Below are 25,638 nucleotides of genomic sequence, written 5' to 3'. Positions count from 1 at the left end.
CAGGAGCGGACATGCGCAAGGCGATCGTCATCGGCGCGGGCATCGGCGGCCTCACCGCCGCCCACGCCCTCCGGAACCGGGGATGGGACGTCGAGGTACTGGAGGCCCGGGAATCATGGGAGACGGGGGCGGGCCTGGCCGTCGCCCCCAACGCGCTGCGTGCCCTGGACACCCTCAGCTTGGGGGACTCCGTCCGCTCGCTGGCCGCCCCCGGGTCCGTCGGCATCCGCGCCTGGCACGGTGAGTGGCTCGTCCCGGCCGCCGTCGACGAGACCCGGGAACGCTTCGGCGACACCATCGCCGTCGTGCGCCGCCCCGACCTCATGCGCATCCTGGCCGGAGTCCCCGTGACCGCAGGGAGCGCCGCCCGCCTCGTGGACGAGGGCGGCCCCGACCGGCCCGCCCTCGTCACCACACCCGACGGCCGGGAGCGGGAGGCCGGTCTGGTGGTGGCCGCCGACGGCATCCGGTCCCGCACCCGCGCGGCCCTGTTCCCCGACCACCCCGGCCCCGTCTACTCGGGTGCCACGGCCTGGCGCCTGCTCGCCGAGAACGTCGACGTGCCCACGGCGGCGGAGTCATGGGGCCCGGAGGGTTCGTTCGGGCTCATGCCGCTCATCGGCGGAGACGCCTACCTCTACGCCATGGCCTGGGCGCCAGCGGGCTCTGGCTCCCGCGATGAGCACACGGAGCTCCTCCGGCGCTTCGGCCACTGGCACGGCCCCCTCTCCGAAGCCCTGCGCCGCGCGGACCCCGGCTCCGTGCTGCGCAAAGACGTCTGGCACCTCGCCACCCCTCCGCCCGCCTACCACCGGGGCCGCGTCGCCCTGCTCGGCGACGCCGCGCACGCCATGACCCCGAACCTGGGCCAGGGCGCGTGCCAGGCCATCGAGGACGCCGTCACCCTCGCGCACAGCGTCAGCGGGGGCGGCGAGGTCTGCCGGGACCTCGCCGGCTACACGCGAGCCCGCTTGCCGCGCGCCTCGGGTATCGCGCGCCGCTCGGCCGCTTTCGCCAGGGTGTCGCTGACCCGGAACCCGGCGGCACGAACCCTGCGCGACCGTACGCTCGCCCTGGCGGCGCGGCTTCCGAACGGCCTGGCCTACGCGTCCCTGGAGGGGTTGTTCGGCTGGCGGCCGCCGACCGGCTGACCCTCCCCGTCGCGGCCGTACCAGGGCCACCACTCGGCCGTGCGCCCGTGCGGGAACATCCGGTCCAGGCGGATGGTCACCCGCAGGGCGAACCCGCCCGCGATCATCCCGGCCACCAGGTCGGTGAACCAGTGGAAGTGCAGGTAGACCGAGACGACGGACTGCAGAACGGCGATACCGGCGATGCAGTACCCCAGGCGTCTGACGATGTGCCGCCGGGCCGCCGCGAACCTGATGATGAGGAACAGCACCAGCCCGTAGATGAGGATGGCGTTGGCGCCGTGTCCCGAGGGGAAGGCGACGTTGCCCATGCCCTCGAAGAAGTCCGGGTCGTAGTCCTTGGCGTGTCCCCGGTTGAAGAGCAGCTTCATGGACGCCACCATCGACATCATGCCGATGACGCCGACCGCGCCGAGCACGATCGGCCGCCAGCTCCGGTGCCAGTAGGCGAGCTGGACGGCGGTGACGGTCAGTACCGGCAGGGCGACCGCACGCGAGGCGACCGTGTCCGGCCAGTGGATGAGCGGCGTGCGCAGCGTGTCCCAGAACGGCCGCGGCAGTTCGTTGAGGAAGTTGTCCACGGGGTGCAGCGGCCCCGCGGAGAGCATCGTCATCACGATCAGCGCGACCGCGAGGATGATGGCGACCCGGTCCGAGGCCATCCCCCAGGCGATCTCGCTCACACTCGGCCACTTGATCGCGCGCACGACCGGGACACCCGGAGCCGTACCCGTGGTACGTACCGCCGGGATGGGACCGCTGTACGGTCCCGCTGCCGAAGGCCGCCGATCCCTCTCGTGTGGCTCTGCCACGTCGATGGATCTCTGCCGGATCTGCGAAGAGTGCGTCATGTGCTCAGTGCTGTCTCACACGTCGGGGCTCACCCGGACGCTCTCTGGAGCGCGGTGGACGGGGCTAGCCGTGGTTGTCGGTACTGATCCTGACGTCCTCAGGGCCGATACGGGGCTGGTGCTCGCCGGGGTTCCCCGACTGTTACCCGTTCGACGGCCCGGCCCGGCCGGCGGTTTCACCACACCGTGTCCGCGAGGCCCGGAATCCGAGGAGCTGACTGGACGTCCGGAAGCGCCGACTGTGCGCCGGCCGTCTTCCAAAATAAGGTCAGCGCAGGTCAGGGCGCTCTCGTCGGGGTCTACCTCGGTTGTCTCGCCTTCTGTGGGGCACCCCCGCCCAACGCATGAGTGAACGTTGTCGACTCTTGAGCCTACCCGGGCAGCCTGAACCGCGATCGGCCAGGTCGGCCGCGCACGGCTCCCGCGACCACCGGCTTTCCCCGGATCCCCCGCCACGGACCCTTCGGGTTCACTCCGGCGCAACACCTTCGTGAGCGTTCCGTTGAGGTTTCGATGCACGCCGTTCGGGCGACCCGTGCACGTGTGGCACCCTTCAGTGGGCGCCTATGACGCCGAGCGGTCGAGTCCGCGCGCACACCGTGCGCGGGCCATGGAACGGAAGGGCTCCGGATGGTCGACCTCCCACAGTTGCCGGATGATCCCTCGAAGCTGGCCCGTGAGCCGCTCAGGGAGCAGATCCGACGGGTACTGGTCGAGGGACTGCTGTCCGGCCGGTGGAAACCCGGCGAGCGGATCGTGGAGCGCCGTGTGGCGACGGAACTGAAGGTGAGCCAGGCCCCCGTCCGTGAGGCCCTGCGCGAACTGGAGGGCCTGCGCCTGATCGAGACCGTCCCGAACAAGGGCGCCCGCGTGCGCGCCTTCGGCGTCCAGGACATGGCGGAGATCTATCCGGTCCGCGCCGGCCTGGAACTGGTCGCCGCGCGCCTGGCGGCGCCCCGGCTCGCGGCGGACCCCGCTCCGCTGGCGCGCGAGGTGGAGGCCCTCAAGGAGGCGACCGCGCGGGGCGACGTCGACGAGCAGATCCGGCACAGCGTGGAGTTCCACCGCGAGATCGTGCGCGCCGCCGACAACAGTGTGCTACTGCACACATGGGAGTCACTGGGGGTCGAGGTGTGGACGACCCTGTCGGTGCGGTGGCTGGACATGGAACTGCACGCCAAGGCCGCCGACCACGACCGGATCACCCGCGCGTTCCGCGACGGCGACCCGTCGGTGGGCGAGATGGTGAGCGACCACGTCCTCGACTACGTGGAGGCCGCCCTCAAGACCCACGAGAGCACCCTGGGGCATTGATTCCCGACCCGCCGTAGGCGCGCCGGGGCCGCGCGCGTTTCTTCCGGAATCTGCCGTAAAGTCGTATTGATCGATCATCGATCAGTCCGTAGAGTATGCGAGACCCGTGTCACACGCACCATCCTCGGAAGAACCCGGTGTCGTCCGTCCGGCCGGTGGACGAACCCGGGTCACCGGACACCTCGGGCCCACGCATACGCGGAGTCCGGACCGGGAAGCAATGCGGTCAAGGGTCCGGTCGACAACTGCACACGTGACCCGCCATCGCCCCGCGCCCGGGAGGGACCAGCCACGGTTCCCGGACGCGCCCCGCGACAGCCACGCACGCGCCACCGCCGATCGAGCCCGGCGGCGGCGCACGCCGCGTCCCCGCCCCACAGCGGGCCGCGGCAGGCCCGCACCACGGCCCACAGGCCGGGGCGGCGGGCCCTCACCACGTAGAAAGGCACACCATGGCTGACAAAGCCAAGCCGAGGACCGGTGCCGCCAGGTCCACCGCGACCCGGCGGCGCACCCGCAAGGAGACCGCGCCGGGCGTCTCCGATGAGAAACCCGACACCCTCCTGGACTACTACCGCCGGATGCTCTTCGTGCGCCGGTTCGAGGAGCGCACCGCCCAGGCCTACACCCAGGCCCGGATCGGCGGCTACTGCCACTTGAACCTGGGCGAGGAGGCCACGGTCGTCGGCCTGATGACCGCCCTCCAGGAGCGCGACTACCTCTTCACGAACTACCGCGACCACGGGTACGCGATCGAGAAGGGCATGGACCCCAAGCGCGTCATGGCCGAGCTCTACGGGCGCTCCGACGGCGTCTCCAAGGGCTGGGGCGGCTCCATGCACATGTACGACACCGAGACCCGCATGCTCGGCGGCTACGGCATCGTCGGCGGCCAGCTTCCGCTGGCCACGGGCGCGGCCCTGGCCGTCTCGTACAAGGGCGGCGACGAGGTCGTCATGTGCCAGATGGGCGACGGCACCACCAACATCGGCGCCTGGCACGAGTCGCTCAACATCGCCAAACTGTGGGACCTGCCCATCGTCTTCGTGGTGGTCAACAACTTCACCGGCATGGGCACCACCGTCGAGATGTCCTCCGCCGAGCCCGACCTGTACAAGCGCGGAGCCGCGTTCCGCATCGAGGGCGAACGCGTGGACGGCCGCGACGTCCTCGCCGTCCGCGACACCGCCAGCAGGCTGGTCGAGCGCGCCCGCCAGGAGCAGACCCCGTTCCTGTTGGAGGCCTGGAGCTACCGGCAGAAGGGGCACTCGGTCGTCGACCCGGCCAAGTACCGCACCCAGGAGCAGAAGGACACCGCCCGGGCGGAGGAGAACGACCCCATCGCCCTGTTCGAGGCCAAGCTCACGGAGGCGGGCGTCCTCACCGACGACAAGCGCGACGAGATCGCCGCCGAGGTCAAGGCCGAGGTCGCCGAGGCCGCCGACTTCGCGGAGAACAGCCCGAAGCCGGACGTGTCCACGCTCTTCGACTACACGTACGCCACCCCGGTGCCCAACGAGTCGCGGCGCATGCCCGCCGACCCGGTGTTCGCGGAGTAGAGAAGGAACCAGCCACATGTCTGTGATCACCTACCGCCAGGCTCTGCGGGACACCCTTCGCGCCGAGATGGTCCGTGACGAGAACGTCCTCGTCATGGGCGAGGAGATCGGTGTCTTCGAGGGCTCCTACAAGATCACCGAAGGCCTGCTCAAGGAGTTCGGCCCCCGGCGGGTCAAGGACACCCCCATCGCCGAGGAGGGGTTCGTCGGCGCGGCCGTCGGTGCCGCGATGCTGGGCCTGCGCCCGGTCGTCGAGCTGATGACGATCAACTTCTCCCTCATCGCCATCGACCAGATCATCAACCACGCCGCCAAGATCTACGGGATGTTCGGCGGCCAGACCAGCGTCCCCATGGTCATCCGCACGCCCGGCGGCGGCGGCCAGCAGCTCGGCGCGACGCACTCCCAGAACATCGAACTGTTCTACTCCTTCATCCCCGGCCTGAAGGTGCTCGCCCCGAGCACCCCGGCGGAGGCCTCCGCCATGCTCCGCGCGGCCATCCGCGACGACGACCCTGTCCTGTTCCTGGAAAACCTGGGACTGTACAACTCCAAGGGCGAGGTGCCCGAGGACTACGCCGAGGCGGGCAGCGACACCGTCGCCACGATCGGCCGGGCGGGCATCGTCCGCGAGGGCACCGACATCACCCTCATCGGCTACTCCCGGATGGCGATGGTGGCCGACCAGGTCGCCGCGAAGCTGGCCGAGGAGGACATCAGCGTCGAGGTCGTGGACCTGCGCAGCCTGCGCCCCCTGGACCGGCAGACGTTCGTGGACTCGGTCAAGAAGACCGGTGCCGCCGTGATCTGCGAGGACGACTGGCTCACCTACGGGATCGGCGCGGAGATCGCCGCCTCCATCCAGGAGGGCGCCTTCGACTACCTGGACGCTCCGGTCCGCCGGGTGGCCATGGCCGAGGTCCCCATGCCCTACGCCAAGCCCCTGGAGACGGCCGCACTGCCGTCGGTCGCATCGATCAGCACCGCCATCAAGGAGACCCTGAGCGCCGTCGGCAAGCGGGTCGGGTAGAGGAGTTCCCACACATGAGCGAAATCCACATGCCGCGCCTCTCCGACACCATGGAGGAAGGCGTCATCAGCAGCTGGGTCAAGAAGGTGGGCGACAAGGTCGCCACCGGTGACGTCCTGGTCGAGATCGAGACCGACAAGGCCGTCATGGAGTACGAGGCCTACGAGGACGGCTTCCTGGTCAAACAAGCGTTCTCCGAGGGCGACACCGTGCCGATCGGCGAGGTGATCGGCGTGATCGCTGACAGCCCCGACGCCGTCCCCGAGGAGTCCGGCTCCCCGGAGCCCGCCGCCGAGGAGAAGGCGGAGGAGGAGTCCGAGAAGGAGGAGCCGGAGCAGGCACCGGCCCCCGCTCCGGAGCCCGCCGGCGAGGCGCCCGCCACGCCGCCGTCCGGGGAGCGTCCGCGCACCTCGCCCCTGGCCCGCCGTCTGGCCAAGGAGTACGGCCTGGACATCACGAAGATCCAGGGTTCGGGGCCCAAGGGCCGGATCGTGCGCGCCGACATCGAGGCGGCCCGGGAGTCCGGGGGCGCCGAGGCCCCGGCCGCGTCCGCTCCCGCGCGGGAGGAGCCCGCCGCCGCCCCGGCCGCAACGGCGCCGCAGGCCCCGGCCGCCGACGACCTCCGGGCCTCCGAGGAGGTCAAGGTCGGCAACGTGCGCAAGGTGATCGCGCGCCGCCTGACCGAGAGCAAGCAGCAGGTACCGCACTTCTACCTGCGCCGCACGATCGACGCCGAGGCGCTGAAGTCCTTCCGCTCCCAGATCAACGGGCAGCTGGAGAGCACCGGGACCAAGGTCAGCTTCAACGACCTCATCGTCAAGGCCAGCGCGACCGCGCTGAAGCTGCACCCGGCGGTGAACACCTCGTGGGTGAACGACACGCTCCTCCAGCACCACCGCATCAACGTCGGCGTGGCCGTGGCGGTGGACGCGGGGCTGGTCGTGCCGGTCCTGCACGACACGGACAAGGCGACGCTGTCGGAGATCTCCACCCGAACCCGTGAGCTGGCGGGCAAGGCGCGCGACAACAAGCTGAAGCCGCAGGAAATGAGCGGCGGCACGTTCAGCGTGTCCAACCTGGGCATGTTCGGCATGGACAGCTTCTCCGCGGTGATCAACCCGCCCGAGGCGGCGATCCTGGCGGTGGGCGCGATGCGCCAGGAGCCCGCGGTCGTGGACGGCGAGGTCGCGGTGCGCAACCGCATCTCGCTGGAGCTGTCGGTGGACCACCGCGCCGTGGACGGCGCCGTGGGCGCGGCGTTCCTCAAGGACCTCGCGGAGATCCTGGAGGAGCCGATGCGGATCATCCTCTAGCACGCCCGGTACACGCAGGCGCCCCGGCCGGTGACGGTCGGGGCGTCCCGCTGTTTCCGGAGCCGCCTCGCGCGAGGCGCGGCCCCGCGTCCACAGCCTGTGGACGGAAGACTCCCGGGAGGACGCGCCCCTCGCCCTCAGGCGTGACCCAGGCCGACCTGGTCGACGGCCGCGTCGCTGTGCTGGCCGACGCTGGCCGGAGCGGAGTGGCGCCCACTGCCCTTGGCGATGCCGAGGAAGCGGTTGAGGTGCCCCTTCCTGCCGACGGCGAACCAGGCGACGGCTCCGAACACCGGGAACCAGACCTCGAAGACGATCCACAGGAACTTGCCGCCCGCCGTCGTCCTCCGGTCCACCAGTGTGGAGAGGATCGCGGCGATCGACAGGGCCAGCAGAGCCAGCACCGCCAAGCCGACGACCAACGCGACCACACCGCCGGTTCCGGCGAACCAGGCATCCGTGGCGCCTGTGGCATCTGCGAAGTATTCCACCTTGACATCCTCACATACGGGAGCAATAACGACACTCAGCGTCAGTGTAATGAGTGGACGCCCTCCCACCACCGCACTCCGCCGGTGTTTCTCCACGGCAGAACACGGTTCCGTTTCCACGGTCCACCGACGTCCGAGACCGGCTACTCCCCGGTATCGCCCTCCGCCCGGCCCTACCGCTGCTTTACTGGGGACATGGGCGAGCTTCGGCGATCTGGCAGGTTCACTCCCTCAACCCCACCGGGCACCGGCCCCCGAGAGCACCGACCCACACCGTGCCGGAAACACAGAACGGCCTCGGGCGCGGGGGGTGCGGCACCCGGGGCCGTATGACCGTGACCAGGCAACCCCGGTATCTCTGGCTGGCAGAGCAACTACGCGACCCGATCCTGCGCGGGGAGATGCCCCCGGGAACCCGGCTCCCCTCCCGGACCCGCCTGGCGCGCACCTACCGCGTCAGCGAACAGATCTCCCGCACCGCGCTCCGACTCCTGGTCACCGAGGGACTGGTCGAGGCGCGCCCCGGTTCCGGCTACTTCGTGCGCTCCCCGCCCAAGGCGTTCCGGCTGTGCCGCACGAACGCCTCCTCGGGGTCCGGAGCGGAACGGCTCGGCTACGAGAACATCGGCACCGAACAGGAGCGGTGCACCCCGCCCCTGAACTCGCGGCTGCGCATACGCGAAGGCGACCCCGTGTACCGGACCACCTCGTGCGGACTGTCCACACGCGTACCGGTCACCCTGCACCGGTCCTGGGAGCCCGCCGCGCTCACGGTCGGCACCCCGAACACGCCGTTCGACGCCGGTTCCGGGGACTCCCTGGTCAATCGCCTCGACGCGGCGGGCCACCCCGTCGACCGGATCGTCGAGGAGGTGCGCACGCGTGCCCTCCGCGACTCCGAGGCCGTGCTACTGCGATCCGCACCGGGGGTTCCCGTGCTGGTCATCGAGCGCACGCACTACAGCGGCGGGCGACCGGTCGAGACCTCCGACCTCATCGCCGTCGCGGAGCACTGCAGTCTCCTCTACAACCTCACGCTCGCCCGGCCGCGGAGCCCGGACGACCCCGGCGAGGACTGAGCGGCCCTGTCCGACACGAGCGGACGGGGCCGCGGCGACAAGCGCCACGGCCCCGTGCATCGGATTACGCGTGTCAGGCCTGGGTGAACTCCTCGGCCACGACCTCCGCGATCTGCGCGGTGTTGAGCGCGGCGCCCTTGCGCAGGTTGTCCCCGCACAGGAACAGTTCGAGGGAGTTGGTGTGGTCGAGCGACTGCCGGATACGGCCGACCCAGGTCGGGTCGGTGCCCACGACGTCGGCCGGGGTCGGGAACTCGCCCTTGGCCGGGTCGTCCTGGACCACCACGCCCTCGGCGGAGCCCAGGAGCTCGCGCGCGGCGTCGGCGGTCACCTCCTCGGAGAAGGTGGCGTGGACGGTGAGCGCGTGGGTCGTGATGACCGGGACGCGCACACAGGTCGCGGAGACGCGCAGGCCGGGCAGGCCCAGGATCTTGCGGGACTCGTTGCGGACCTTCAGCTCCTCCGAGGACCAGCCGCCGTCCTTGAGCGAGCCCGCCCACGGCACGACGTTGTAGGCCAGCGGCGCCGGGAACGGCCCCAGCTCGCCGGCGGCGGCGCGCACGTCGCCGGCCTTCTCGCCGAGGCTGCGGTCAGCGCCGGCCTTGGCCATCTGGTCGCGCAGGGTGTCGATGCCCTCCTGGCCGGCCCCGGAGGCGGCCTGGTAGGAGGAGACCACCAGGTCGGTGACCCCGTAGGCGCGGTGCAGGGCGCCGATGGCCACGATCATCGACAGCGTGGTGCAGTTGGGGTTGCTGATGATGCCGCGCGGGCGGTTGCGGACCTGGTCCGCGTTGACCTCGGGCACCACGAGCGGAACGTCCTCGTCCAGGCGAAACGCACCGGAGTTGTCGACCGCGACCGCACCGCGGGCGGCGGCGACGGGGGCCCACTCCTTGGAGACCTCGTCGGGCACGTCGAACATGGCCACGTCGACGCCGTCGAAGACCTCGGGCGCCAGGGCCTGCACGACGACGTCCTCGCCGCGCACGCTCAGGACCTTGCCCGCGCTGCGCGGGGAGGCGATCAGGCGGATCTCGCCCCACACGTTCTGACGCTGGGTGAGGATGTCGAGCATGACGCTGCCGACAGCGCCGGTGGCGCCGACGATGGCGAGGGTGGGAAGACGGTTGCTCATCGGCCGGTACCTCCGTACACGACAGCCTCGACCTGGTCGGCGTCGAGCTGGAACTCACTGTGGGCGGCCTGGACGGCCGCGTCGATCTGGGACTCCTCGACGATCACCGAGATGCGGATCTCCGAGGTGGAGATCATCTCGACGTTGGTGCCGGATCCGGCGACCGCGTCGAAGAAACGGGCGGTGACGCCCGGGTAGGAGCGCATGCCCGCGCCGATCAGCGACACCTTGCCGATCTTGTCGTCGTAGCGCAGGGACTCGAAGCCCACCTTGTCCTGCACCTTCTTCAGGGAGGAGACGGCGGTCTTGCCCGACTCCTTGGGAACGGTGAAGGAGATGTCGGTGCGGGACGTGGAGACCGCCGACACGTTCTGGACGATCATGTCGATGTTGATCTCGGCGTCGGCGAGGGCCCTGAAGATCGTGGCCGCCTCACCGACCTTGTCCGGCACGCCGACGACGGTGATCTTGGCTTCGCTCCGGTCGTGGGAGACCCCGGAGATGATCGGCTGTTCCATGCCTTCGCTTTCCTCGACTTCCGAAACGACCCAGGTCCCGGGCTTCTGACTGAACGACGAACGGACGTGCAGGGGAATGTTGTACCGCCGCGCGTACTCCACGCACCGCAGGTGCAGGATCTTCGTGCCGCAGGCGGCCATCTCCAGCATCTCCTCGTAGGAGACCTGGGGGATGCGGCGCGCGCTCGGCACGATGCGCGGGTCGGCCGTGAAGACGCCGTCGACGTCGCTGTAGATCTCGCAGGCGTCGGCCTCCAGGGCCGCCGCCAGGGCGACGGCCGTGGTGTCGGAGCCGCCGCGCCCGAGGGAGGTGATGTCCTTGGTGTCCTGGGAGACACCCTGGAAACCGGCGACGATGCAGATGGCGCCCTCGTCCACGGCCTCGCTGATGCGTCCGGGGGTCACGTCGATGATCTTGGCGTTGCCGTGCAACGACGTGGTGATGACACCGGCCTGTGAGCCGGTGAAGGAGCGGGCCTCGTACCCGAGGTTCTCGATGGCCATCGCCACGAGGGCCATGGACATGCGCTCACCCGCGGTCACGAGCATGTCGAGCTCGCGGGCCGGCGGCATCGGGGAGACCTGCTCGGCCAGGTCCAGCAGTTCGTCGGTCGTGTCACCCATGGCGGACACGACGACGACCACGTCATATCCCGCCTTTTTCTGAGCGACGATCCGCTGGGCTACTCGCTTGATGGCTTCCGCGTCAGCCACGGAAGACCCACCGTACTTCTGCACGATTAGGGCCACGATCGATGCTCCTGAGGAGTTGGGATCAAGTCGGATAAACAATGGGAGTGTAGCCAGCCACCTTCGCCGCACCCCGTCCGACCTGCAACGAGGGCGCGTGTCGGCTTCACACGCCAGCACTCGGGCCTACCCCGGAAAGCGGAGGTTACTCGCGTTTCCGGCGGATTACGGCGAAATGTGAGCTAGAACTCCAGACTGCGACGGCCCTCGAAAGCACGTCCCAGGGTGACCTCGTCGGCGTACTCCAGGTCGCCGCCGACCGGCAGGCCGCTGGCCAGACGGGTCACTTTGAGCCCCATGGGTTTGACCAGCCGCGCCAGATAGGTCGCGGTGGCCTCCCCTTCCAGGTTGGGGTCGGTCGCCAGGATGAGCTCGATCACCTGGCCGTCCGCCAGACGGGTCATGAGTTCCTTGACGCGGAGGTCGTCGGGGCCGATGCCCTCGATGGGGCTGATGGCGCCGCCCAGCACGTGGTAGCGCCCGCGGAACTCACGGGTGCGCTCGATGGCGACGACGTCCTTGGACTCCTCGACCACGCAGATGACGGCGGCGTCGCGCCGAGCGTCACGGCAGATGCGGCACTGCTCCTCCTGGGCGATGTTGCCGCAGACGGAGCAGAAGCGGACCTTCGCCTTGACCTCGGTCAGCGCGCCCGCCAGGCGCCGGACGTCGGCGTCCTCCGAGGCCAGCACGTGGAAGGCGATGCGTTGCGCGCTTTTCGGACCGACGCCGGGCAGCCGCCCGAGCTCGTCGATCAGATTCTGCACAACGCCTTCGTACATCGCCGCCCACTCGTCGATCAGTGTGTCGCGGGAACCCGCCCCCGCCGAACGGTGCCCGCGGCACCCCGCCGACGGGCCCGGTTCCCGGAGAACGGGAGTCCGCTCCCCACCGTATCCGGAGCGGCGACCCGCCGTGTACCCGGCCGGACCGCCGCCCCGCGGCCGACGTCTCAGAAGCCGGGCAGACCCGGCATCCCCCCGCCGGGCATCCCGCCCATGCCCTCGGCGAGCGGCCCCATCTTCTCCTGCTGGATCCGCTCGACCTGCGACTCTGCGTCGCGGATGGCGGCCAGGACCAGGTCCGCGATCGTCTGAGCACTCTCCTCGGCGTCGCCGGGGTCGACCGCCTCGGCGGAGACCGTGACATCCTCCACCTGCCCGCGCCCGCTCAGCTTGACCTTGACCAGGCCGCCGCCGGAACTCCCCTCGACCTCGGCCTCGTCGAGCGCCCTCTGGGCCTCGGCGAGCTGCTGCTGCATCTGCTGGGCCTGCTGGAGCAGGGCCTGCATGTCCATTCCGCCAGGGTTCACGTCCGTACTCCTCGTCGCACTCGTGGTGCTGGGTGTGGCTCTCGCTGTGAGGGTAACCGCTCGGACGCGCCGGGAACGTCCCTTCCGTTCCCGGCCCCGCCACCGCCCCCACAGACTCCCGAAGAGTAGCCTCGGTGTCACTTTCGGTTGAGGGTACGTCCATCTGGGCACAACGGTGCCGTTGGCGCCCCACTGGCACCGACAGCACCGAAAGTCACGGGGGACGACGTGTTGACCGCCAAAGAGCGCCACACGGCTCTGATCGAGGCGATGATCACGGACGGCACTCTGAGCGACCCAGCGCTCATCGAGGCCTTCCGTGCCGTCCCCAGGCACCGCTACGTGCCCGGCTCCGGCGTCCTGACCCCGCACGGCACCCCGCTCAACGCCGCCACCAACCCGGAGCGGTGGCTCTCCGCGGTCTACACCGACGACGCGGTGGGCACCCGGGTCGAGGAACGCAGGCTCCCCCGCCAACGGGGGTCCGCACGCGCCGCCCGGCGTGCCGCGGTGGCGCGCTCGGCCACCTCCTCCAGCGCCGCTCCGACGGTCCTGGCGCACATCCTGGAGGCGGCGGACCTGGCACGGGGCCAGCGGGTCCTGGAGATCGGCACGGGTACCGGCTGGAACACCGCGCTGCTCGCCCACCGGCTAGGGGACTCCGCCGTCACCAGCGTGGAGGTCGACGAGCGCCTGGCGGAGGCCGCCCGAACGACGCTGAGGGCGGAGGGCTACCTGCCCGCCGTCCACCACGCCGACGGCTACGAGGGCTGGCCGCCGGACGCGCCCTACGACCGGATCACCTCCACCTGCGGTGTGCGCCGCATCCCGCCCGCCTGGCTGCGGCAGACCCGTCCCGGCGGGCTGATCGTCTGCCCCTGGGGCCTGCTGGAGGGCGCGGGAGTCCTCACCCGTGTGACACGCGGCCGGGACGGCTCCGCCGTCGGCACGTTCCGGGGAGGCGTGGGATTCGTACCCCTGCGTACCCCCGGGCCGCCCCGCCCGTCGGCACGGGACTCCGGTCAGCAGCCGGACGAGTACCGGCTGACCCAGAGCGACCCCCTCGTGGCGCTGATGGCATTCCCGTCCGCGTTCGCGCTGTCCGTGATGGTGCCGGACTGGCGGATCCGGCAGAGGTGGATCGGCACGGGGGCCGGGCTCTGGGCGTGCGACCGGGCGGGGCGTTCCTGGGTGCGCATCTACCCCTACGGAACCTCGTGGATGATCGAGCAGGGCGGGCCGCGCAGCATTTGGGACGAGTTCGAGGACGCCCTGGACACGTGGCGGGGGCTCGGCTGCCCGCCCCCGGAGCGTTTCGGGCTGTCAGTGGACGGCGAAGGGGTCCACCGGGTGTGGCTGGACTCCCCCGACGGCCGGAGCTGGCGGATCGGACCGCCCGTCCGGTCGTGATCCCCAGCGGCGCCGGACGCCCCGGCCGGACCGCTACTCGGCGGGGGCCTCGTGTTCGATCTCCTCGATCACGCGGCCGCCGAGTTCGGACTCGATGAGAGAGGCCCCGCCCGCCGACGAGGCGGCGGAGGTCCCACCGGCTCCGGTGCCGCTCCGGGAGGCGCCGGCCGACGGTGCCGCGGGGGCGGGTCCCGGAGCTGTCGGCGCCGGTTTCCGGGTCGGCTCCGGTGGATCCACGTGTTCCGGCGGCGGCGCGGCCGAGGGGTCCTCGAACGGGTCGGGCGGGGGTGCCTGAAGCCCGGGGACCACCTTGTCCGGCGGGGGCCCGGCCGGTGCGGGCTCGGGCCGGGGCGGCGCGGAGGGCCGCTGCGCGGGCGGGTCCCAGCCGACGGGTTCGGCGGGCGCGGGACGGCGCGCGGGTGCGGTCCCGGGGTTCGACCCGGCCGCCGCGACGCGCACCTCGATCCCCAGCACCTGCCGGAACGCGTCGGCGACGAGCTGGTCGCCCCCGCTGTTGGTGAATCCCTTGGCGTCGTTGGGGCGGTTGAAGGCCAGCAGGACGGTGCTGCCCTCCACCCCGACCGGGTGGGCGTTGCTGCCGGTCAGGACCATCCAAGTGAACCTGCGGCGGCCCTTGACCGCCTCCAGGACCTGTTCCCAGGCACCTCGGAGCGTGTTCAGGTCCACGGCCCCGCCGGGGGAGGGGGCAGGGGCCTCCGGGGCCGCAGGGGCCTGCCTCGGCGCGGACCAACCGTCGGGTTCGGACGACCGGGTCTGGGGCCGCGGCGGTGACTGCCGTGCGGGGGCCGGGGGCGCCGGCTCGGAGGGCGGCTGCGGCGGACCAGCGGGAGTCGCGGTCGGCGCGGAGGCCGCGGCTCCGGGGGCCGGGGGCGCGGTCGTCTGCGGGGCCAGGGACGCCGACGGAGCCGCGCTCGCGGCGGGACGGCGCTCCACCTGCTCCAGGCGCGCGATGAGGGCCGCGGCGTCGTCCCCGGACACGGCCGGGAGCAGGACCCGTGAGCACATGAGCTCCAGGAGCAGGCGGGGAGCGGTCGCCCCCCGCATCTCGGTCAGCCCCTGGTTGAGGATCTCCGCGGCCCTGGTGAGCTCGGCCGGACCCAGCCGCGACGCCTGGTCCCGCATCCGCTCGGCCGCCTCCGGCGCGACGTTGACCAGCCCCTTGTCCAGGGCGTCCGGGACGGCGGCCAGGACGACGAGGTCGCGGAAGCGCTCCAGGAGGTCGGCGGTGAACCGGCGCGGGTCGTGGCCGCCCTCGACCACGCGGTCGATGAGGCCGAACACAGCGGCCCCGTCCCGTGCCCCAAGCGCGTCGACCATCTCGCCGAGCAGGTGGGAATCGGTGTAGCCGAGCAGGGACACCGCGCCCTCACGGGTGATCCCCTCCTCGCCCGAACCCGCGATGAGCTGGTCGAGCACGGAGAGCCCGTCCCGCGCGGAACCGGCCCCGGCCCGCACGACCAGCGGGAGCGCCGCCGGATCGTAGGGGATCCCCTCCTGCCCGAGCAGGTCCTCAAAGAGCTCCTTCAGGGTGCTCGGCGGGATGAGCCGGAAGGGGTAGTGGTGCGTGCGCGACCGGATGGTCCCGATGACCTTCTCGGGCTCGGTCGTGGCGAAGACGAACTTCAGGTGCGGGGGGGGCTCCTCGACGAGTTTGAGCAGCGCGTTGAACCCCTCCCGGGTCACCATGTGCGCCTCGTCGATGATGTAGATCTTGTAGCGCGATCCGACGGGCGCGAAGAAGGCCCGCTCCCGCAGGTCGCGGGCGTCGTCGACACCGCCATGGGAGGCGGCGTCGATCTCCATGACGTCGATGCTGCCGCCGCCGTCGGGGGCGAGCGCCACACAGGACTCGCACGCGCCGCAGGGGTCGGGGGTGGGGCCCTCCACGCAGTTCAGCGAGCGCGCCAGGATGCGGGCGCTCGTGGTCTTGCCGCAGCCGCGCGGGCCGCTGAAGAGGTAGGCGTGGTTGATCCGGCCACTGCGCAGCGCCTGGCGCAGAGGGTCGGTCACGTGCTCCTGTCCGCGCACCTCACCGAACGTCGCCGGACGGTACTTGCGGTACAGCGCGATGCTCACGGTGTGATCACTCCCCTGGTCCCTGCCACGCCCCCATTCAACCCGCACACGATGACAGCTCGGGTTCGAATCCGGAAGACGTGTGGGGTTCGGCCCGCGGAGGAGAGGAGGGAAAGCGAAGGACCCCCCGCGCACCCGCCAGAGCCTACTTATCCTTGCTGCCTTCCGGCCCTGGGGAGGTTCATAGGATGACGCCGCACGAGGGGTCTGAATCCGAGTGTAACCGAACCCGGAGGCCCTCCGTCACCCCTCGGCCCACCCGTGCCGCCATGCCTGTGAACATGTGGCCAAACGCGCCTGAACATGTGGAGGAACAGGGACATCTCATTCCATCATGGGCACCATGTTCACCCCTGAATCACCCACCGACCACTCGCCTGGGCGCCGCGAACTCATCGTGGACACCCTGGAGACGGCCTTCGCCGACCTGATGAGCGACGCGCCCGCCGCGTTCCGCGTCAAGTTCCGCAAGATGGCCGCCAATCCCTTCGCCTTCTACCGCGGCACCGCACCGCTCTACTACGCCGACGTGGCCGGCATGCCCGACCCGTGGGCGAACGAGCAGACCTCGCGCGTGTGGATCCAGGGCGATCTGCACGCGGAGAACTTCGGCACGTACATGGACTCCACGGGCCGCCTGGTCTTCGACGTCAACGACTTCGACGAGGCCTACCTGGGCCACTTCACCTGGGACGTACTGCGCTTCGCGGCCAGCATCGCCCTCATCGGGTGGCAGAAGGCCCTGTCCGACGACGACATCTCCGCCCTGGTGCGGCGCTACGTCCGCGCCTACACCACCCAGGTGCGCGAGTTCGCCGACCGGGGCGGGGACTCGGAGTTCTCCCTGAAGCTGGGCAACACCGACGGCACCGTGCACGACGTCCTCCAGCAGACCCGGCTGAACAGCCGCGCCGCGATGCTGTCGTCCATGACCGAGCGCGACGGGTACGACCGCCGGTTCCGCGAGGGGCCGCGTGTGCGCCGCCTGGGCGGCGAGGAGCGCGAGAGGACCCTCGCCGCCTACGACGCCTACCTGGGGACCATCCCCGAGGACCAGCGCTTCTCCTCGCTGGAGTACGCGGTCAAGGACGTCGTGGGCAGCGGCGGCTTCGGCATCGGCTCCGCCGGGCTGCCCGCCTACACCCTGCTCATCGAGGGCCGCTCGGAGGCGTGGGACAACGACATCGTCCTGTCCATGAAGCAGGGGAACGTCGCCGCACCGTCACGGGTGGTGACCGACCAGTACATCATGGACGCCTTCGAGCACCACGGCCACCGCACCGCCGTGTCCCAGCGGGCGCTCCAGGCACACGCCGACCCGCTGCTGGGCCACACCAGTATCGACGGTGCCGGCTTCGTAGTCAGCGAGATCTCCCCCTACACCAACGACCTGGACTGGAGCGGGCTCACCGAGCCGTCGGAGATCGCCCCCGTGCTGGACTACCTGGGCCGCGCGACCGCCAAGGCGCACTGCGTGTCGGACTCGCACGCGGACTCCGGCCTGGTGAGCGGCGTGGTCGAGGAGGCCGTGGCCGGTGTCCTCGACGGACGCGACGAGGAGTTCGCGTCGTGGTGCGTGGACTTCGCGCACGCCTACGCCGCGCAGGCCCGGGCCGACCACGCGCTGTTCGTCGACGCCTTCCGCAACAACACCATCAAGGGCGTCCTGTCCAGCCAGAGCTGACCCGCGCGGACCGGCCACGGGGCGACCGTTCGAACCATCCCCCGTGAGCCTGTAGAGTTGTCGGCGGAGGATTCGCCTAGTGGCCTAGGGCGCACGATTGGAAATCGTGTTGGGAGCAATCCCTCAGGGGTTCAAATCCCCTATCCTCCGCCACGGCTCACCAGCCGAAACGAAGGCCCGGAGCGCACCAGCGCCCCGGGCCTTCGTCGTGCGTGGTCTCATTCTTGGTCTCAGTCGGCCTCTTCCGGGCCCTCCTCCCGGCGGGCGGACCGGGTCGCCCGAGCTGTGCCGACCACCGCCAGGGCACCGGCCAGAACCGCACCCGCCGGGAGGACGACGAGCTGTCCGTCCCGGAACTGGGCGGGGAAGAGGGCCGCCGCGGTGAGCAGGAGCACGGCCCCCGAACCCCCGAGCCAGGGCGCGATCCGCCGGTGGACTGCGTACCAGGCCCGCTCCCCCGAGCGCGTGTACCCGGTGCGGATCCCGAACAGCGGGTTGGGCGGCAGGGCTCCGCGCCACCCCCGGTAGGCGCAGTACAGCAGGTAGACGGCCACGGCGGTGAGCATCATCGCCAGGTACACCAGCGGCGCGCCGTCGAGGTGACCGTCCGAATGGGGGAAGCGCCCGTACGGCTCGGCCTGTGCGTTCAGCGGGAGCGTGAGGGGGGCCATGGTCGGTACTCCTCGCCCTTCGTCGTGGGGCTCCGGGAGAACGACGCGTGCGAGGCCCCGGGCGTTCCCGCCACGAACCGGCGACCGTGGCCCGGTCCAGGATCCGGGGGCTCCCTCCGAACCATTTTGCAACTCGTTGCATAATGTGGTGTGGGCCGTCCGGACACCGGCCCGACGGAGCATCCGCGCGAGGAGAGGCACATGAGCGAGTACCCCCACCTGCTGGAACCACTGGACCTGGGCCACACCACCCTGCCCAACCGAGTGATCATGGGCTCGATGCACATCGGCCTGGAGGAGGCCCCCGACGGCTTCGAGCGGATGGCCGCCTTCTACGCCGAGCGCGCCCGCGGCGGTGTAGGCCTCATCATCACCGGCGGCATCGCCCCCGCCCCCGAGGGCGCCACCTCCAGCGGCAGGGCCGCCATGACCACCGAGGCCGACGCCGACCGGCACCGCGCGGTCACCGACGCCGTCCACCGGGCGGGCGGCCGGATCGCCATGCAGATCCTGCACACCGGCCGCTACGCCTTCAACGAGAACGCGGTGGCCCCCAGCCCCATCCAGGCTCCCATCAGCCCCTTCGTCCCGCACGAACTCACCGACGACGAGATCGAGCGGACCATCGACGCCTACGCGCGCTCCGCCGAACTCGCCCGGCGGGCCGGCTACGACGGTGTCGAGATCATGGGCTCCGAGGGCTACCTCATCAACCAGTTCATCGCCCCCGCCACCAACAAGCGCCGGGACCGGTGGGGCGGCTCCTACGAGAACCGCGTCCGCTTCCCCCTGGAGGTCATGCGGCGGGTCCGCGCCCGCGTGGGGGACGACTTCATCATCGTCTACCGCCTGTCCATGCTCGACCTGGTCCCCGGCGGCTCCACCTTCGACGAGGTCGTACGGCTCGCCAAGGAGATCGAGGCGGCCGGGGCCAGCATCATCAACACCGGCATCGGCTGGCACGAGGCGCGCGTCCCCACCATCGCGACCTCCGTCCCCCGCGGCGCCTACAGTTGGGTCACCCGCAAGCTCATGGGCGAGGTGGGCGTCCCCCTCGTCGCCGTCAACCGCATCAACACCCCCGAGGTCGCCGAACGCATCCTCGCCGAGGGCCACGCGGACATGGTCTCGCTCGCCCGCCCCCTGCTCGCCGACCCCGACTTCGTCGCCAAGTCCGCCGCTGGCACCCCCGAGGCGATCAACACCTGCATCGGCTGCAACCAGGCGTGCCTGGACCACACCTTCAGCGGCAAGGCCGCCTCCTGCCTGGTGAACCCCCGCGCCTGCCGTGAGACGGAACTCGTCCTCTCCCCCACCCGGACCCGCAAGAGCGTCGCCGTCGTCGGTGCGGGCCCCGCCGGGCTCGCCTGCTCCGTGTCCGCCGCGCAGCGGGGCCACACGGTCACCCTCTTCGACGCGGCCGAGGAGATCGGCGGCCAGTTCGACATGGCCCGCCGGATCCCCGGAAAGGAGGAGTTCGACGAGACCCTCCGCTACTACCGCGTCCAACTCTCCGAACACGGTGTGGACGTGCGCCTGGGGACCCGCGTCACCGCCGACGACCTCGACGGCTACGACGAGGTCGTCATCGCCACCGGCGTCACCCCCCGCACCCCGGAGATCCCCGGTATCGACCACCCGAAGGCGGTCGGCTACACCGACGTTCTGCGCGGCGGCGCCGAGGTCGGCGCCACGGTGGCGATCATCGGCGCCGGCGGCATCGGCTTCGACGTCGCCGAGTTCCTCACCGACGGCGGGGAGCAGGCCTCCCTCGACCCCGCGGAGTTCTTCCGCCAGTGGGGCGTGGACACCGGCCACACCACCCCGGGCGGGCTCACCGATCCCGAGCGCCCGGCACCGCGGCGCAAGGTGCACCTGATCCAGCGCAAGACCGGCAAGGTCGGCGCGGGCCTGGGCAAGACCACCGGCTGGATCCACCGCGTGGAACTGCGCCACCGCGGGGTGGAGATGATCGCGGGCGCCGACTACGAGCGCATCGACGACGACGGCCTCCACCTGACCGTGGACGACGAGCCCCGCGTGCTCGACGTCGACACCGTCGTGGTGTGCGCGGGCCAGGAGCCGCGCCGCGACCTCGCCGACGCGCTGACCGCGGCCGGCCGGAGGCCGCACCTGATCGGCGGTGCCGACGTGGCCGCCGAACTCGACGCCAAGCGCGCCATCGCCCAGGGCACGGAACTGGCCGCCGCCCTGTGAGGCGAACCTAGAATGCGCCCATGTCCCTGCCCTACGCGATCCTCACCGCCCTGCTGGAGAAGCCGTCCTCCGGGCTGGAGCTGACCCGCCGGTTCGACCGGTCGATCGGCTACTTCTGGTCCGCCACCCACCAGCAGATCTACCGCGAACTGGGCAAGCTGGAGAAGACGGGGCTGATCCGGGCGCTGCCCTCGGACGTACCGAGCCGGGGCATGCGCAAGGAGTACGAGGTGCTGCCGGAGGGCCGGGCCGAGCTGGAGCGCTGGGTGGACGAGGCCGAGGAGCCGCGGCCGACCCGCGACCCCCTGCCGCTGCGCCTGCGCGCGGCGGGGGTCGTCGGCCTGGGCGGGCTCATGGCGGAGATGCACCGGCACCGTGGCCTGCACGCGGCACGGCTGGAGGAGTACCGCTCGATCGAACGGCGCGACACCGAGCGGCGGCGCGGCACCGACCGGGAGCGCGTCCAGCGCCTGGTGCTCAGAGCCGGTATCGACCTGGAGAGCTTCTGGGTCACCTGGCTGGACGAGGCGATCGGTGAACTGGAGGGGCTCGAAGGCGTGGCCCGCGGCACCGCTGCGGAGAGCTGACCCCTCCCCGGTCGTCGGCGCGGTCCAGCGTCGGCCGTCCATCCGGGGGCACACCGGTCGACCCGGCTGCCACCGGCCGAGATATCAGGAAAATGACCTGTTCATATCCGGGCACCCCCCCAAACCGTTGTGGGCTCTGACACACCGCTATACCTTCGCGGGGCCGACAGTGGTCGGTTTCCGGCCCCTCCCCCGAGCCCCCGAAGGAGGACACCACTGTGTCCGCGACATCCAGGAGACTGGGAACGACGGTCTTCGCCGTGGGCGCCGGCCTCGTGCTGACCGCCCCGCTGGCCTCCGCCGCCCCGCCACCCGCCGAGCCCTCCGCCGAAGGTCTCGTCCCCGTTCCGGTCCCCGAGGTCGAGGGCCCCCTCCCGGGCGCCGCCCCCGGTGACCCCGCCGCGGACAGCATCGAGGACACCTACCCCTTCTTCGCCACCGACGCCGACCTCGACCGGTACGACTACGTCGAAGAAGAGTTCTTCATCTCCGGCACCGCCCACCAGTACGCCGACGGCGCGGTCGCCTCCGAGCACCCCTACGAGACGCGTGTGGTGGTCCGCCGCCCCGAGCGCCGGTGGGACTCCAACGGCACCGCCCTGATCGAGTGGCAGAACGTCACGGCGGGCCACGACCTGGACGCCCTGTGGTCCCCCAGCGCCGACCACATCATGCGCGAGGGCTACACCTGGGTCGGCGTCTCCGCCCAGAACGTCGGCGTCTCCCACCTGACCGAGTGGAGCCCCGCCCGCTACGGCGACCTGGACGTCACCGACGGCGGCACCGTCGAGGACGACCAGCTGTCCTACGACGTCTTCGCCCAGGCCGCGCAGGAGCTGCGCTCCTCCGACAGCGCCCTCGCGGGCGGCATCGACCTCGACCAGTTCCTGGCGATCGGCGCCTCGCAGTCGTCGAACCGCATGACGATCTACTACGAGGAGATCCTCCCGTACGTCGAGCCGGTCTTCGACGGCTACGGCTTCATGGTCGGCTCCGCCCCCGTGAACGACCGGCCCGAGCCCGCCTTCCAGGTGCTCTCCGAGACCGACATCAACCTGCCCTTCTTCGTGCTGCCGGAGGAGACCGACACCCTCCGCCGCTGGGAGGTCGCCGGAGCCAGCCACGCCGGCGCCGGCGGCCGCGAGGCCCGGGAAGCCGTCGTCGCGCGCGACCTCGGCGAGGAGACCGCGGCCGACTGCGCCCGACCGCCGTTCAGCCGGGTTCCGATGCACCACGTGCTCAACTCCGCCTACGACCACCTCAGCGCGTGGGCCGCCGGAGGCACCGCACCGCCCGCCGCGGACCCGATCGTCCGCAACGCCGAGGGCGGCGCCGCCCGGGACGAGGACGGCCACGCGCTCGGCGGTATCCGACTCTCCCAGGTCGAGGTGCCCATCGCCCTCAACACCGGCGTGAACACCGGCGCCACCCAGGAGAGCGCGTTCTTCTGCACCCTGTACGGCTCGCACGAGCCCTACGCCGAGGCGGAGCTGGACGAGCTGTACCGCTCGCACGGCTCCTACGTGCGCCAGGTGGCCCGCACCGAACGCCAGAACGTGCGTGACGGCTACATCACGCTCGCCGACTCCCTGCACAACCGCGTCGAGGCCGCCCGGTCCGACGTCGGTCGATAAAGGGTGCGGGTGGCCCTCCGGGGCCACCCGCACCACCCCCCACCCCCGCTGAGAAGGGATGTCATCGTGCCCGTGCTACCACGAAGACTGGGAACGGCGGTCGTCGCCATCGGCGTCGGCCTCGTGCTGACCGCCCCACTGGCCTCCGCCGCCCCGCTGCCCGCCGAACCCTCCGCCGACCTGATCCCGGTCCCCGTGCCCGACGTGGAGGGCCCCCTCCCGGGCGCCGCCCCCGGTGACCCCGCCGCGGACAGCATCGAGGACACCTACCCCTTCTTCGCCACCGACGCCGACCTCGACCGGTACGACTACGTCGAAGAAGAGTTCTTCATCTCCGGCACCGCCCACCAGTACGCCGACGGCGCGGTCGCCTCCGAGCACCCCTACAAGACCAGGGTCGTCGTCCGCCGTCCCGAGCACCGGTGGGACTCCAACGGCACCGCGCTGGTGGAGTGGCAGAACGTCAGCGCCGGCTACGACATCGACGCCCTGTGGTCGCCCAGCGCCGAGCACATCATGCGCGAGGGCTACACCTGGGTCGGCGTCTCCGCCCAGAACGTCGGCGTCTCCTATCTCACCGAGTGGAGCCCCGCCCGCTACGGCGACCTGGACGTCACCGACGGCGGCACCGTCGAGGACGACCAGCTGTCCTACGACATCTTCGCCCAGGCCGCCCAGGCGCTCCGCGGCTCCGACAGCCCGCTGCTCGGCCGGATCCGCCTCGACCAGTTCCTGGCGATCGGCGCCTCGCAGTCGGCGGGCCGCATGACCGCCTACTACGACCGGGTGCTGCCCCACGTCGAGCCGGTCTTCGACGGCTACGGCTTCATCGTCGGCTCCGCCCCCACGAGCGACCGGCCCGAGCCTGCCTTCCAGGTGCTCTCCGAGACCGACCTCGGTCTGTTCCCCGCCCAGCCCGTCGGCGAGAACGTGCACATCTGGGAGGTCGCGGGCACCGCGCACTCCGGGTGGGGTGGCCGCGCCGCGCGTGAGGGTGTGGAGGAGCGCGACCTGCCCGGCGGCCAGCCGGACTACAGCTGTGCCCGGCCGCCGTTCAGCCGCGCACCGCTGCACCACGTGCTCAACGCCTCCTACGACCACCTCAGTTCGTGGGCGGCCGACGGCACCGCCCCGCCGGAGGCCGACCCGATCCAGCGGACCGCCGAGGGCGGTATCGCCCGGGACGAGGACGGCCACGCGCTCGGCGGCATCCGACTCTCCCAGGTGGAGGCGCCCACCGCCCTCAACACCGGTGTGAACACCGCGGCGAGCCCCTCGGACTTCTTCTGCGTCCTCTTCGGCTCGTACGAGCCGTACTCGGACGAGGAGCTGGCCGAGCGCTACAAGTCGCACGGCTCCTACGTGCGCCAGGTCGTCGCGGCCGAGCGGACCAACGTCCGCGAGGGCTACATCCCGCTGGCGGACTCGCTGCGCAACCGCGTCGAGGCCGCCCGGTCCGACGTCGCGAAGTGACCGCCTCGACGTATTGACCACTGAGTGCTGGGACCACTGAGTGCGAGGAGGACCGCCCCCGGGACGACCGGGGGCGGTTCTCCGTTCCGGGGGCCGGGCCGGGCCGGGCCGGGCCGGGCCGGGCCGGTCCCGGGCACGCGAAAGGGCCGGTGGGTTCCGTCATCCGGAACCCACCGGCCCTCGCTACCTCTAAGGCCCCGCGTCCACCTGGGTGGACACCGGCCTGCGGCGGTGGAGGAGGGATTCGAACCCTCGAAGGGTTGACCTATCGAAGCGTGGAAGTGATCTGCTGTCCGGATCCGAAAACCGTTGCTGACCTGCGGGGGAACCCCTATCGGTTCCCAACGTTCCCGGTGCCCTCCGGACACCGTGTGCACCGAATGTGCATTGCTCTGCATGCCCGCCATAGCCCTTCGCCCCAGCTAGGCCGCGCACTCCTGGAACTCTCGCCACTGCTGCCCCAGCCCCAGTCTTCGGCAACCACGGTTTTGGTCCGAGGTGCCCGACAGCGCTGGAGTCAGTCACCCAAGACAGACGCCTCCGCTGTCGGGTATCTCGGGATCCGAGCACGTCATCAGCTTGGGAATTCGAGGCCGTGGAATCCCGCTGATCTGCGCACCCCTGACCTGCCACTTCGTGGAAGGTTGCCGTCTGAATGACCGTGAGTCCCCGTCTGTCGCCATCCGAACGGGCACGCAACGGGCACGGACTTTCGGTGGCTAGAGCTTCATGTGGTGGGCCGATCCGGGGCAGGCCGGGGACCACCCCTGCGCGAGAGCGCTTCGGATGGCGGTGGAGACGATACCCGGCGTCACGGGAACGGGAGGTGCGTCCGACAGCCAGGATCCGGGATGCGGGTGTTGGGTGGCGACTACGAGGGTCTGCCCTGGCTCCTCCGCCAGTTCCACGGCGAAGGTCATGGGGAACTCGCAGAGGGCCTGTGCGTAGGTCGGCCGACGTCGGACGCGCCACCGGTAGCCGGTGCCGTCCACGGTGATATGGCGGGACCCTTTGCGAACCAGTGACATAGGCGTCGCCTCCTGTGGTTGGAAGGGAATCGTACCCACTGCGAGGTAGAGCGTTCACGCACTCGGGGCGCTGCCCTGAGTAACCACAACAGTGGGTTGCGATTCAGCCGGTCCGAGGTGCCCGGTAGCGCTGGTGTCAGCTACCCATGACAGTCGCACTCCGCTACCGGGTGCCTCGGGGTCTGAGCACGTCAGAAGCCAATTTCTCTCGAACGGCAACCGTTCGTCCCTGGGTCGCGTCATGATGCCAAGTAGTACGGCCATCGGCCGCGCTCGGGACCGGGCGGCAGCCCGCAGCCCGAGCAGTGGCCGTAGGCCGCTGCGACGGCGCTTG

At 71.0% G+C, this 25,638-nt stretch carries 21 protein-coding genes, 1 tRNA gene and 1 other RNA gene; 13 read left to right on the top strand and 10 right to left on the bottom strand.

The annotated features are described in order from the left end of the window. Window positions 1-11 precede the first annotated feature (11 nt). The gene (locus ACFHWE_RS05260; RefSeq protein WP_416599451.1) at window positions 12-1,151 is read left to right on the top strand and encodes an FAD-dependent monooxygenase; all 1,140 of its coding nucleotides are present in this window, start codon (window positions 12-14) and stop codon (window positions 1,149-1,151) included. Here ACFHWE_RS05260 and ACFHWE_RS05255 read toward each other — a convergent pair. Next, a complete protein-coding gene (locus ACFHWE_RS05255) occupies window positions 1,103-1,858 on the bottom strand; it encodes a phosphatase PAP2 family protein (RefSeq protein ID WP_416599450.1) in 756 nt (251 codons plus the stop codon). The genes ACFHWE_RS05260 and ACFHWE_RS05255 overlap by 49 nt on opposite strands. A 774-nt stretch (window positions 1,859-2,632) precedes the next feature. Between ACFHWE_RS05255 and ACFHWE_RS05250 the strand changes: the two genes are divergently transcribed. The 4 genes from ACFHWE_RS05250 (at window position 2,633) to ACFHWE_RS05235 (ending at window position 7,218) form a co-directional block, all read left to right on the top strand. Then, on the top strand, window positions 2,633-3,316 hold the full coding sequence (locus tag ACFHWE_RS05250; RefSeq protein WP_416599449.1) for a GntR family transcriptional regulator: 684 nt from the start codon (window positions 2,633-2,635) through the stop codon (window positions 3,314-3,316). Between the two features lie 452 nt (window positions 3,317-3,768). Continuing rightward, the gene (gene pdhA, locus ACFHWE_RS05245) at window positions 3,769-4,875 is read left to right on the top strand and encodes a pyruvate dehydrogenase (acetyl-transferring) E1 component subunit alpha (protein WP_416599448.1); all 1,107 of its coding nucleotides are present in this window, start codon (window positions 3,769-3,771) and stop codon (window positions 4,873-4,875) included. Window positions 4,876-4,891: 16 nt separating this feature from the next. Then, on the top strand, window positions 4,892-5,905 hold the full coding sequence (locus ACFHWE_RS05240) for an alpha-ketoacid dehydrogenase subunit beta (RefSeq protein WP_416599447.1): 1,014 nt from the start codon (window positions 4,892-4,894) through the stop codon (window positions 5,903-5,905). Window positions 5,906-5,919: 14 nt separating this feature from the next. Beyond that, window positions 5,920-7,218: a dihydrolipoamide acetyltransferase family protein gene (locus ACFHWE_RS05235; RefSeq protein ID WP_416599446.1), complete on the top strand. Its 1,299-nt coding sequence runs from the start codon at window positions 5,920-5,922 to the stop codon at window positions 7,216-7,218. A 137-nt stretch (window positions 7,219-7,355) separates the two neighbouring features. Here the strand turns inward: ACFHWE_RS05235 and ACFHWE_RS05230 are convergent, their stop codons facing one another. Beyond that, entirely contained in the window at window positions 7,356-7,709 is a 354-nt protein-coding gene (locus ACFHWE_RS05230; protein ID WP_416599445.1) for a PLD nuclease N-terminal domain-containing protein, read from the bottom strand. 335 nt (window positions 7,710-8,044) lie between these two features. On the opposite strand from ACFHWE_RS05230, the gene ACFHWE_RS05225 reads away from it, so the two are divergent. Next, window positions 8,045-8,788: a GntR family transcriptional regulator gene (locus ACFHWE_RS05225; protein ID WP_416599444.1), complete on the top strand. Its 744-nt coding sequence runs from the start codon at window positions 8,045-8,047 to the stop codon at window positions 8,786-8,788. Between the two features lie 73 nt (window positions 8,789-8,861). Here ACFHWE_RS05225 and ACFHWE_RS05220 read toward each other — a convergent pair whose 3' ends face one another. From ACFHWE_RS05220 to ACFHWE_RS05205, 4 genes are all read right to left on the bottom strand, one after another. Continuing rightward, window positions 8,862-9,923: an aspartate-semialdehyde dehydrogenase gene (locus ACFHWE_RS05220; protein ID WP_416599443.1), complete on the bottom strand. Its 1,062-nt coding sequence runs from the start codon at window positions 9,921-9,923 to the stop codon at window positions 8,862-8,864. Then, complete coding sequence (locus ACFHWE_RS05215) at window positions 9,920-11,191, bottom strand: aspartate kinase (protein WP_416599442.1); 1,272 nt, start codon at window positions 11,189-11,191, stop codon at window positions 9,920-9,922. Before ACFHWE_RS05215 ends, ACFHWE_RS05220 begins: the two co-directional genes overlap by 4 nt. A 182-nt stretch (window positions 11,192-11,373) precedes the next feature. Next, window positions 11,374-11,973, bottom strand: a complete 600-nt coding sequence (gene recR, locus ACFHWE_RS05210; RefSeq protein ID WP_416599441.1) for a recombination mediator RecR — start codon at window positions 11,971-11,973, stop codon at window positions 11,374-11,376. A gap of 170 nt (window positions 11,974-12,143) precedes the next feature. Beyond that, entirely contained in the window at window positions 12,144-12,488 is a 345-nt protein-coding gene (locus ACFHWE_RS05205) for a YbaB/EbfC family nucleoid-associated protein (RefSeq protein ID WP_416599475.1), read from the bottom strand. A gap of 246 nt (window positions 12,489-12,734) precedes the next feature. On the opposite strand from ACFHWE_RS05205, the gene ACFHWE_RS05200 reads away from it, so the two are divergent. Further along, the gene (locus ACFHWE_RS05200; protein WP_416599474.1) at window positions 12,735-13,913 is read left to right on the top strand and encodes an rRNA adenine N-6-methyltransferase family protein; all 1,179 of its coding nucleotides are present in this window, start codon (window positions 12,735-12,737) and stop codon (window positions 13,911-13,913) included. A 33-nt stretch (window positions 13,914-13,946) separates the two neighbouring features. Here the strand turns inward: ACFHWE_RS05200 and ACFHWE_RS05195 are convergent, their stop codons facing one another. After that, complete coding sequence (locus ACFHWE_RS05195; RefSeq protein WP_416599440.1) at window positions 13,947-16,010, bottom strand: DNA polymerase III subunit gamma and tau; 2,064 nt, start codon at window positions 16,008-16,010, stop codon at window positions 13,947-13,949. A gap of 115 nt (window positions 16,011-16,125) precedes the next feature. After that, window positions 16,126-16,221: signal recognition particle sRNA small type (gene ffs, locus ACFHWE_RS05190), an RNA gene on the bottom strand. 132 nt (window positions 16,222-16,353) lie between these two features. On the opposite strand from ffs, the gene ACFHWE_RS05185 reads away from it, so the two are divergent. Together ACFHWE_RS05185 and ACFHWE_RS05180 are read left to right on the top strand one after the other, a co-directional pair. Further along, window positions 16,354-17,694 carry a DUF2252 domain-containing protein gene (locus ACFHWE_RS05185; protein ID WP_416599439.1) on the top strand — a complete coding sequence of 447 codons (1,341 nt, stop codon included), beginning with the start codon at window positions 16,354-16,356 and terminating at the stop codon, window positions 17,692-17,694. A 65-nt stretch (window positions 17,695-17,759) separates the two neighbouring features. Continuing rightward, window positions 17,760-17,847 (top strand) — tRNA-Ser (locus ACFHWE_RS05180). 77 nt (window positions 17,848-17,924) lie between these two features. Here the strand turns inward: ACFHWE_RS05180 and ACFHWE_RS05175 are convergent. Next, window positions 17,925-18,365, bottom strand: coding sequence for an SdpI family protein (locus ACFHWE_RS05175; RefSeq protein ID WP_416599438.1), 441 nt, complete (start codon window positions 18,363-18,365; stop codon window positions 17,925-17,927). A gap of 201 nt (window positions 18,366-18,566) precedes the next feature. Between ACFHWE_RS05175 and ACFHWE_RS05170 the strand changes: the two genes are divergently transcribed. The 4 genes from ACFHWE_RS05170 to ACFHWE_RS05155 all read left to right on the top strand — a co-directional run bounded on the left by ACFHWE_RS05170 (window position 18,567) and on the right by ACFHWE_RS05155 (window position 24,276). After that, the gene (locus ACFHWE_RS05170) at window positions 18,567-20,582 is read left to right on the top strand and encodes an FAD-dependent oxidoreductase (protein WP_416599437.1); all 2,016 of its coding nucleotides are present in this window, start codon (window positions 18,567-18,569) and stop codon (window positions 20,580-20,582) included. Window positions 20,583-20,602: 20 nt separating this feature from the next. Beyond that, on the top strand, window positions 20,603-21,169 hold the full coding sequence (locus tag ACFHWE_RS05165; RefSeq protein ID WP_416599436.1) for a PadR family transcriptional regulator: 567 nt from the start codon (window positions 20,603-20,605) through the stop codon (window positions 21,167-21,169). A 218-nt stretch (window positions 21,170-21,387) separates the two neighbouring features. Then, a complete protein-coding gene (locus ACFHWE_RS05160; RefSeq protein ID WP_416599435.1) occupies window positions 21,388-22,803 on the top strand; it encodes an alpha/beta hydrolase domain-containing protein in 1,416 nt (471 codons plus the stop codon). 72 nt (window positions 22,804-22,875) lie between these two features. Then, window positions 22,876-24,276: an alpha/beta hydrolase domain-containing protein gene (locus ACFHWE_RS05155; RefSeq protein WP_416599434.1), complete on the top strand. Its 1,401-nt coding sequence runs from the start codon at window positions 22,876-22,878 to the stop codon at window positions 24,274-24,276. A gap of 719 nt (window positions 24,277-24,995) precedes the next feature. Here the strand turns inward: ACFHWE_RS05155 and ACFHWE_RS05150 are convergent. Further along, complete coding sequence (locus ACFHWE_RS05150) at window positions 24,996-25,304, bottom strand: hypothetical protein (protein ID WP_416599433.1); 309 nt, start codon at window positions 25,302-25,304, stop codon at window positions 24,996-24,998. Window positions 25,305-25,638 lie beyond the last annotated feature (334 nt).

The sequence above is a fragment of the Nocardiopsis sp. LOL_012 genome, assembly GCF_048060475.1.
GTDB lineage: Bacteria > Actinomycetota > Actinomycetes > Streptosporangiales > Streptosporangiaceae > Nocardiopsis.
Note: the sequence above shows the minus strand (reverse complement) of the source record. Positions and strands in the feature narration are given on the sequence as shown.

What these genes read in the sequence shown, in the direction of transcription:
- ACFHWE_RS05260 (WP_416599451.1), top strand. Translation starts at nt 12, where the DNA reads ATGCGCAAGGCGATCGTCATCGGCGCGGGCATCGGCGGCCTCACCGCC.
- ACFHWE_RS05250 (WP_416599449.1), top strand. Translation starts at nt 2,633, where the DNA reads ATGGTCGACCTCCCACAGTTGCCGGATGATCCCTCGAAGCTGGCCCGT.
- pdhA (WP_416599448.1), top strand. Translation starts at nt 3,769, where the DNA reads ATGGCTGACAAAGCCAAGCCGAGGACCGGTGCCGCCAGGTCCACCGCG.
- ACFHWE_RS05240 (WP_416599447.1), top strand. Translation starts at nt 4,892, where the DNA reads ATGTCTGTGATCACCTACCGCCAGGCTCTGCGGGACACCCTTCGCGCC.
- ACFHWE_RS05235 (WP_416599446.1), top strand. Translation starts at nt 5,920, where the DNA reads ATGAGCGAAATCCACATGCCGCGCCTCTCCGACACCATGGAGGAAGGC.
- ACFHWE_RS05220 (WP_416599443.1), bottom strand. Translation starts at nt 9,923, where the DNA reads ATGAGCAACCGTCTTCCCACCCTCGCCATCGTCGGCGCCACCGGCGCT.
- recR (WP_416599441.1), bottom strand. Translation starts at nt 11,973, where the DNA reads ATGTACGAAGGCGTTGTGCAGAATCTGATCGACGAGCTCGGGCGGCTG.
- ACFHWE_RS05205 (WP_416599475.1), bottom strand. Translation starts at nt 12,488, where the DNA reads ATGGACATGCAGGCCCTGCTCCAGCAGGCCCAGCAGATGCAGCAGCAG.
- ACFHWE_RS05185 (WP_416599439.1), top strand. Translation starts at nt 16,354, where the DNA reads ATGTTCACCCCTGAATCACCCACCGACCACTCGCCTGGGCGCCGCGAA.
- ACFHWE_RS05175 (WP_416599438.1), bottom strand. Translation starts at nt 18,365, where the DNA reads ATGGCCCCCCTCACGCTCCCGCTGAACGCACAGGCCGAGCCGTACGGG.
- ACFHWE_RS05170 (WP_416599437.1), top strand. Translation starts at nt 18,567, where the DNA reads ATGAGCGAGTACCCCCACCTGCTGGAACCACTGGACCTGGGCCACACC.
- ACFHWE_RS05165 (WP_416599436.1), top strand. Translation starts at nt 20,603, where the DNA reads ATGTCCCTGCCCTACGCGATCCTCACCGCCCTGCTGGAGAAGCCGTCC.
- ACFHWE_RS05150 (WP_416599433.1), bottom strand. Translation starts at nt 25,304, where the DNA reads ATGTCACTGGTTCGCAAAGGGTCCCGCCATATCACCGTGGACGGCACC.